This window comes from Lactiplantibacillus brownii (genome assembly GCF_031085375.1).
Classification (GTDB): Bacteria; Bacillota; Bacilli; order Lactobacillales; family Lactobacillaceae; genus Lactiplantibacillus; species Lactiplantibacillus brownii.
Genome location: NZ_JAVCWF010000005.1, coordinates 39170 through 46991, shown reverse-complemented (window position 1 = coordinate 46991; position 7822 = coordinate 39170). Strand labels below are relative to the sequence as shown.

General features: G+C 36.3%; 7 protein-coding genes and 2 pseudogenes. 4 read left to right on the top strand and 5 right to left on the bottom strand.

Annotated elements, in window-relative coordinates; translation table 11 throughout:
* The 3 genes from RA086_RS15190 to RA086_RS15180 all read right to left on the bottom strand — a co-directional run.
* The coding region (locus RA086_RS15190) for a replication initiator protein A (RefSeq protein ID WP_308704587.1) at positions 1-633 on the bottom strand (633 nt) is incomplete at its 3' end.
* 601 nt (positions 634-1234) lie between these two features.
* Positions 1235-1483 carry a ribbon-helix-helix domain-containing protein gene (locus RA086_RS15185; protein WP_002825834.1) on the bottom strand — a complete coding sequence of 83 codons (249 nt, stop codon included), beginning with the start codon at positions 1481-1483 and terminating at the stop codon, positions 1235-1237.
* A 13-nt stretch (positions 1484-1496) separates the two neighbouring features.
* Positions 1497-2303 (bottom strand): ParA family protein, encoded by an 807-nt coding sequence (locus RA086_RS15180; protein ID WP_105924146.1) that lies wholly within the window; start codon positions 2301-2303, stop codon positions 1497-1499.
* Between the two features lie 310 nt (positions 2304-2613).
* On the opposite strand from RA086_RS15180, the pseudogene RA086_RS15175 reads away from it, so the two are divergent.
* A pseudogene (locus RA086_RS15175) lies at positions 2614-3368 on the top strand (transposase).
* Between the two features lie 671 nt (positions 3369-4039).
* Here the strand turns inward: RA086_RS15175 and RA086_RS15170 are convergent.
* Both RA086_RS15170 and RA086_RS15165 read right to left on the bottom strand, forming a co-directional pair.
* Positions 4040-4258, bottom strand: a complete 219-nt coding sequence (locus tag RA086_RS15170) for a YitT family protein (protein ID WP_261975450.1) — start codon at positions 4256-4258, stop codon at positions 4040-4042.
* Between the two features lie 292 nt (positions 4259-4550).
* Positions 4551-4829, bottom strand: a complete 279-nt coding sequence (locus tag RA086_RS15165; RefSeq protein WP_020923847.1) for a BRCT domain-containing protein — start codon at positions 4827-4829, stop codon at positions 4551-4553.
* Between the two features lie 777 nt (positions 4830-5606).
* Between RA086_RS15165 and RA086_RS15160 the strand changes: the two genes are divergently transcribed.
* From RA086_RS15160 to RA086_RS15150, 3 genes and pseudogenes are all read left to right on the top strand, one after another.
* Positions 5607-6392, top strand: coding sequence for a ParA family protein (locus RA086_RS15160; RefSeq protein WP_308704586.1), 786 nt, complete (start codon positions 5607-5609; stop codon positions 6390-6392).
* A gap of 3 nt (positions 6393-6395) precedes the next feature.
* On the top strand, positions 6396-6635 hold the full coding sequence (locus RA086_RS15155; RefSeq protein WP_011669001.1) for a hypothetical protein: 240 nt from the start codon (positions 6396-6398) through the stop codon (positions 6633-6635).
* Between the two features lie 405 nt (positions 6636-7040).
* Positions 7041-7676, top strand: a pseudogene (locus RA086_RS15150) (IS30-like element ISLpl1 family transposase); the annotation flags it as partial.
* Positions 7677-7822: the final 146 nt, after the last annotated feature.

Sequence of the window (7822 nt, the reverse complement as noted above, 5' to 3'; positions counted from 1 at the left end):
CTTTTGAGTATCTATATTATATCTATTAGTATCTATATTATTAGTATAGTCTAGATCTTGTCTCTTTTTGAGAAGTCCGCTTGTACCAAGAGATTCAGACGTATCAGAAACGGTATCATACGGGTTTCTCTTTTTGAGAAGTCCGCTTGTACCAAGGGGTTCAACGGTATCATACGGGTTTCTCTTTTTGAGAAGTCCGCTTGTACCAAGGGGTTTAGGCGATTTTATTGGCTCTCGCTTAATATAAACGTCTTTTGCTGTTACTTCCAAATCTGCCAAATATAATCTATTTGGTTCGTTTTTGCCTGATCTTGGATTAAAACCCATATGTTTTTGATACAAAAGGTTTGCGTCCATTAATTCGTGTTTAATCTTATTGATTTTATTATTTGACCAGTTTCGTAAATCTTTTAGTTCATTGTTTGTGTATATGAAATATACGTTGTTATTTTCGTCAACCCAATTATTGCTTAGTGAGTAACTTAGACGATCGCGTAACACCGAATAAAGTAAAATGGCACTATCGCTAAGATCCTTATATTTTTCTCCTTGGAGTAAGATCTGCGGCAAAGCGTAGAACTTTACTTCATAGGCTCTTTTAGCATTTGTAAAGTTAAAGTTTGATTGATCCATAATAAAAGCTCCCTTTCTTAACTGACACAGGCCGTCTTAAAAGAGAGTTGCTAAAACATCTGACTTGTTTTAAAATACAAATCTGATATGCTTTAACTGAATTACAAAGCGAACATTGGACGTGATCGGCTTTGTAAATTCACCGGCATGTGTCTATTCGGGTTGCCTATACGGCAACTTTTTTAATTTCTAACAACAAAAATGGACTAAATAGCATTGGTTAGCTACTTAGTCCATTGGATTTAATTTGTTTTTAACTATCCTTCACTTGTCCCATAGGACTGGTTTGCGGTATAATTAGCCTACAAATTAAGAACAATGTTCAGACGATTTTAACTTGGCGGTCTAAATTGTCTGAATCTAAGTAGCTCTCTATTAGCTACTTGTTAAACCTAAAATCCCCGATTCCTCGTGAATCGGGGATTTTTCTGTTTAGCTTGATCTCTTTATTTGGTTGTCAAATTAATCTTAGTCTAGCATAGCGCTTACTTACAGGCAACCGTATTTGGTTCAGTGCACTTTACTAGCTTTTACCTAAGCGCAAATTAATCAAACAAATAAATTGTGAATTTGCTTGTTTGATTAATTATTTATTTAATTACTAAATTGCATCTATGATTGAAGCTAAGAATTCTGAACGATTTTTAAATCCGTTTTTTCGGGCAGCCGTATCCATTTTTTTTAGTTGGCTTTCAGTAATTGAGAAGGTAACTGATCGCTTACGCTCTACTTCCTTTCGGCTGATATTTTTCAAAAATGCGACTGCATCTTTCTTGTTGTCTTTCAATGTAGTTTCGTAACTTTCTCTCATTTCTTCGTCTTTTTTATGATTGAATGAATCTAAACTCATAATCTAACTCTCCTTACTTGGTTTTATTTGCTAATTCTTGAAAAAGATGATCGGCGTGTTCTATGAACTTTTGATTTTGCTTTAAAATGGATTCATCATGATTGGCTAATTCAAATATTGAAGCGTGTCTTGCAGTAGCTTTATTAAAGAGCTCTCTTTCAGGAAATATAGTTGCGACTGTTTCATCGCCTTCTATGTGTTTTAGCAAATCGCGAGACATGCTTGTATTATGTCTAATCATATTACCGATAAAGAAAAGCTTTGCGTCAACGTAAGTTTCGCCAGTTCGATAATCAAAAAGTGATTTTCTGAATTTTTCGAGTCGTGTTTCTAGGTCAAACTTGGCATTGTAGCCATGTTCACTGGGTGTAATGGGACTAAGCAGGTAATTACTGATAGCAATAGCGTTTTTAGTGATGGTGCTAAAATCTGGGTGCGTATCAATTAAGATATAGTCATAGTCGGTTAAGCTTAATGAATCAGAGTTGTTTTTAACCCACATGAACAACATCATTTCTTTGTTACTGTTATTTTCTAGATAACTTCCTAAAACATCTAGGTCTATAAAACCGGCTATTAAATCTAGATTCGGTCCGACACTGTCAATTTTTACTTTTTGAGCATTGTCATTTTCTTTAAACGCTTCAGCGATGGTATTGTTTCGTCGTGTCTTTTCAAAAACGGTTGTTAAATTGCACTGATGGTCTAAATCGATTAATAGAACCTTCTTACCATGTTTGGCTAACCAATCACCATAATTTAAAGTCAAGGTTGTTTTACCAACACCACCCTTGATAGCAGTAAAAGTAATAATCTTCATCTTGATACCTCCTTCATCTAGCTTAATTATATCATTAGTAGACAAACAAATAAACAATTTATTAAATAATTAATTCAATGGCTTTGGCCGGCTTAATCACGTACTTCGGCAATATCAACATCACTCATTCTCGGCTGATAAGGCTTAAACTAGTCTGATATGCTTAATACTTCTTTACTGTATATTGATTTAAGAGAGCGTAAAATATCTTGTGTAAATGCATAAAAGATTTCTGAATTGTATAGAAATAGGGAATGCCTTCCCTTATGATATTTAGTAACCACAGAAAACATCACAGGAGGCATTCCCCATGAATGAACTTACCACAGAAATTATCGCTGCACTAGCCCAAAAGCAAGATTTGGACGAAGTTTTTCGTCACCACCTCGAAATTGCGATTAACCAGCTGCTTCAAACCGAATTGGCAGAGTTTTTGGGTTACGAACGCTACTCATACGCTGGGATTAACACTGGTAATAACCGCAACGGCAGTTATGAGCGCTCGTTTGATACGAAGTACGGCCAACTTAACTTAACCATTCCTCGAGATCGCAATGGCCGGTTTGAAAATCATACCTTGCCAGCCTACGGTCGGCACAGTGATAATTTAGAAACAACGGTCATTCAGTTGTATACCAAGGGAATTACCACTGCTGAAATTGCCGAACTCATTGAGAAAATGTACGGTGCTCACTACTCCCAAGCCACGGTTTCCAACATGACTAAAGCCGTCAATGAACAGGTTCAAGCTTTCCAGCAACGTCGACTGGCTTCACAATACAGACCTATCCCAAATTAATCAAAGATCTGCTTAAAATGCCGAATTTACTCACTTTCATGGACTTTCCACCAGCTATCCGGCAATCACTATACGCCACTAACCTGATTGAGAACTTTAATAAGCATCTCAAGCGCACCACCCACCACAAAGAACAATTTCCAACGGAAGATTCACTGGATCGCTTCCTGGTTTCTCAGTTTAATGTTTATAACGAGAAGTCTCTGAAGCGGATCCACCGAGGGTTCAAAGGACTCCAGGACACCTTGGAAGCATCATTTATTTAAGTTAGATACATATTATATGTACGAAGGCATTTCATTTACACAAGATTCTTGACGCTACCAATGATTTTCAAATTTATAATAATTAATAGTATTGTTAGCCATTGGTAGCCAAGCCGCACTCAACCCGAGAAATAACCCTGAAACAAGCTCTAATTCCAAAAATGACACCCCAACTAAACCAAATAATGAACCTAAAAGGCCACAATAGATAGCTAGTTTTAGTAGTATATAGCTATTTATCTTAGTTCTTATGCCACGAATAAAAAAATTCCGGTTGTTCTAAACGTGTAAAAGATGACAAATGGAAAAACTGCAACAACAATATGACTACTTACCCATTTCAAAAAAATCATAGATGATAATACAACAACTGTACTACTGATAATACTGAGCATAGTATTTCCGATAGACTGAATATTTCGTTTCATAATTTTCCCCGCATTATTTCAAAAAATAGTTACTTGATACTTGTCAAAACTTAAGGCTTGTAAAAAATACACCTATTGGTTTCAAGGCTGTCTCAATAGTAAAACTATAAAATTTGAATCCTGGCCGTTTTCACATATGTTATTGTTCAATACCCAACTGCTCTACGTGATCAAAACAACAATTTTCTAATCAGTGACTAGTAGATTATAGCCGTTTTTTCATATTAAAACGGCTATTAATTTTTATTCTTTACTGTGCTGCCAATTAACATGGTATCTTTTGCGTTGATAACTAAAGCCCTCTCCAACCACTTCATGGGTATCCAGTACCGTCACAAATGCCCGTTCATCAATCGCTTTAATTAATTGCTTCAATTGTGGAATTTTCCGCGGTTGAACCACCAAATAAATCACTTGCTTTTGATCATGCTGATAACCACCTTCAGCTTGCAAATATGTCAATCCTCTATTTAAAGAAACATCAATTAATTGGGAAATTTTTTGTCTTTTGGTAGATTGTGAAAACAACTTTCATTTTCGATTTCCTGTAACGATCATATGCAGTCAAAAATGATCGAAAAAATAAAATATTATAGAAACAGGTTTAGAGGTTAACATAATGTGACTTATCCCAAGTAACCCGCTCACTCCCTGATAAAACAACGATCCGTTATTTGGCCTTTGTGAAATTTGACAGTAGAGGAGTGGTCTAGATGAAAAATCCCCAAAAAATCAGTAAACTCACTTTGTGAATTTAACCGCCTAAACTCCTAGACCATTGCGCCAATCGTGCCTGACACCAGTCCAAAAAATCCCGTTCTGAAATCGTTGGTGTTCCCGTCAATAACTTTTTTGTGATGGGCTCCTCACCTAAAGCCGTCTCAATTAACCCAACCACTAAATAATCTGTCTGTTTCGTAACCCAATTTTGTGGTTTCGCCCCAAAGACTTTCGCCAAACTAAAAGCTTGATCCCGAGTCATGGTAGTTAGACGTCCGGTAAAAGCAATCTCACAATCTCTTAAATCAAGCATTTTAAATCATCAACTTTCTTGATTCTAATGTTGGTTTTGACTTGACGGGTTATGGTTTTCCATTCAGTTTAGAGGGAGTGACGTTTTGAGCGCAGAATTGTTCCCTGGAAACAGCTATTTGGAATAACTGAACCAGAGTGCAATTCTACGCTAAGGTTTCCCCCTAGTTCGTCGGTCGTTAACGCCCGTCGCTTGTCTGTACAATTGCGGTATTGCTACCACCACTCATTATAAACCTACGTTTTCGGTTTAGCCTACTAAAAAACGCCCTAGAAGGCGTTGATGATACGTATTTATTTTTGTTCGATCACCAACTAATCAATGGCACCAAGCCGAAGCTTCGTTTTACCACCCGCGCCGTTAATGGTCGCGCTCACCATTCACCACCCAGCCGTACAGATAGCCTTGTTGTGGTATAGCCAGACTTATTGAAGTCGCACTGGCAAACGTGTCCCCTTGGATTTAGACCCCAGCTTGTCCCCTAGGGCTTTAAAAATCGCACCGGCCATGATATAATAGTCAGTAACTTAGATGACTTTTATGTGGCGCTCACCGATTCCAGTCGGTGGGTGTTTTTTTATGTTCTATTTTATGAATTAACCATACCACTATTCAGCTTGTTTATAAACAAAAATCGCAAAAATAACAAAAGTAATTTGTAACAAGTTTCATGTAATTTGATACTTGTAATTTGTATCTTTATATTTACGTTGAATTGCTATGCTCGTTGCATTACAATGACTATGAACTAATAAGTTCAAGTCTGGAGGATCCTGTATGACCACATCGATCACGATAGGAAACTTTAAAGGTGGAGTTGGAAAAACAACAACTTGTGTAACCTTTTCTTATCTATTAAATAAAGCCCATAGAAAAACCTTATTAATTGATTTTGATCCACAAGGAAATGCTAGTGAAATTATAGAAAAAACATTTCCTGTATTCAAACAAAAAAATTCCAAAAGTTTAACTGATGGTATTAAGAATCTGGATTTATCTGAGTCCATTGCACACGTCACAGATTACCTTGATCTGATGCCTAGTGATTGGAGCTTATCTTTGCTTCCTGATATGCTTGAAGATTATAAGAAAAGTGACCGACCACTATTTTTAAAAACTTTGCTAACAAAAATTAGAAATGATTATGATTATATTTTAATAGACGTTCCGCCAACGCTATCAGCATATACAAATAATGCCGTTTTAGCCTCAGATTACGTAATTATGGTTATGCAGACTCAAGAGCAATCTTACTCAAGTTCTTTAAAATTTGTAAGCTATCTTCAAGGGCTTAGAAAAGACTATGACAAATCATTTGATTTGCTTGGCATTATTGCCTATCTGGTTAAAAAAGACGGACCTGTCGATCATGAAGTGTTGAAAGCCGCTAATCAAGCCTTTGGAAAAGCCCTATTTCATGGGAACATATTTCAAAGAGAACGTGTTAAACGTTTCGGAAAAAGTGGAATTAGAGATGAGGATATGTGGGACAAAAGGGCTTTATATATGTATCAAGTAGTATTAGATGAAGCTCTATCACGAATTAATCTGTTGGAGGGGTAGAATATGCCGGAAAAGAAAAGTCTTTTAGATCAGATTGATGCAGAGAGTCAATTAAAAGATGGCGACTCTCCTTTTAAACGAAAAGAAAAAACAAAACCATTACGAGTTAGAGAATCATTTTACAATGATATTCGAAAAATTGCCTTCGAAGAAAATACAAAAATGGTTGAGATTTTAGATGACATAATAAAGCGTGGGCTTCGAAGCTATAAAAAGAGTCACCCAGATACAGATTACAAGTAACTTGTAATCTGTAACTTGTATCTTGTAATAAGTAACTTACAATTTTAATTTAATCTGAACAAAATACGCTTACGACTCAAATGCAGGCTTTGGAATCCAGCGATGCTAACAAAGAAAAAAGTAAATAATTACGCGCTCTCAGACAATACGTTCACCTTTTAGATGTATACTTGTCCGTTTAAATTAAGCAAAATGCGTTTATATCACGTTATAAAATCAAAATTTTATTAGACAATAAAAAAACACCACTCAAATTAATGAGTAGTGCTTTTTGATATGCAATTGGCATAAAGATCTGAATAAATGGTAGATTGTAAAATTAATCCGAACGCTGTTCGGACAAAAAAGATCAGCCTTCCTTTAAAATGGTGTTTACCACAAACCCATCTTTTAGGAGCTGATCTTTTGTCTAGTATAACCTATTCCGAACGAATTAAAATCGAAACCTTTTGTGAACTAGGGCTGTCCAATATTCAAATGGGCGTTCGGCTGAACCGATCACCGTCAACAATTTCTTATGAATTATCTCGATGTCAACCTTATCAGGCTGAATTAGCACAAACAGATGCCGAATACAAGCGATCACGATGTGGTCGGAAAACTAAGCTGAGCGATGAGTTAAAGCAAAAAATTCTCAACCATTTACGTCTAAGCTGGTCACCAGGAATGATTGCTCACGAATTTAAACTAGCTACTAAATCTATTTATAATTGGCTAAATCAGGGGAGAATTGGTTTCTCCTTGAATGATCTACCTGAACGTGGCGTACGCCAACGGCGTAACGTTGACCAACGATCCAAATATAATCAATCTTTGGGGCGATCAATTGAACAGCGTCCCATGATGATTAATCAACGTAATCGCATCGGCGATTTTGAACTAGATACAGTCGTTGGTCCTCGTGGGCATAGTAAGGCAGTTTTATTAACTTTAATCGATCGCAAATCACGGTTCCTTTGGGCATACCGGTTAAAAGATCGGACGACTGCGACTGTTAATGAAGCACTAACTAAGTTCCTAACCACTTTTAATGAGAGCGTAAAATATCATCATAATTCAATGTCTAGTTCGAAATTTATAATTAGAAACCTTTTTGGGGCAAATTACATGGATACTATTTCTTAGTTAAAATATGAGTCTAGTGACTATCGGTTGAAACTAAAGCAACTTTTTTGACAACGCTTACC

Excerpts from the sequence above, each read along its gene's own strand:
- RA086_RS15185 (WP_002825834.1), bottom strand. The coding sequence starts at position 1,483 with ATGAGTTTAGATTCATTCAATCATAAAAAAGACGAAGAAATGAGAGAA.
- RA086_RS15180 (WP_105924146.1), bottom strand. The coding sequence starts at position 2,303 with ATGAAGATTATTACTTTTACTGCTATCAAGGGTGGTGTTGGTAAAACA.
- RA086_RS15165 (WP_020923847.1), bottom strand. The coding sequence starts at position 4,829 with ATGCTTGATTTAAGAGATTGTGAGATTGCTTTTACCGGACGTCTAACT.
- RA086_RS15160 (WP_308704586.1), top strand. The coding sequence starts at position 5,607 with ATGACCACATCGATCACGATAGGAAACTTTAAAGGTGGAGTTGGAAAA.
- RA086_RS15155 (WP_011669001.1), top strand. The coding sequence starts at position 6,396 with ATGCCGGAAAAGAAAAGTCTTTTAGATCAGATTGATGCAGAGAGTCAA.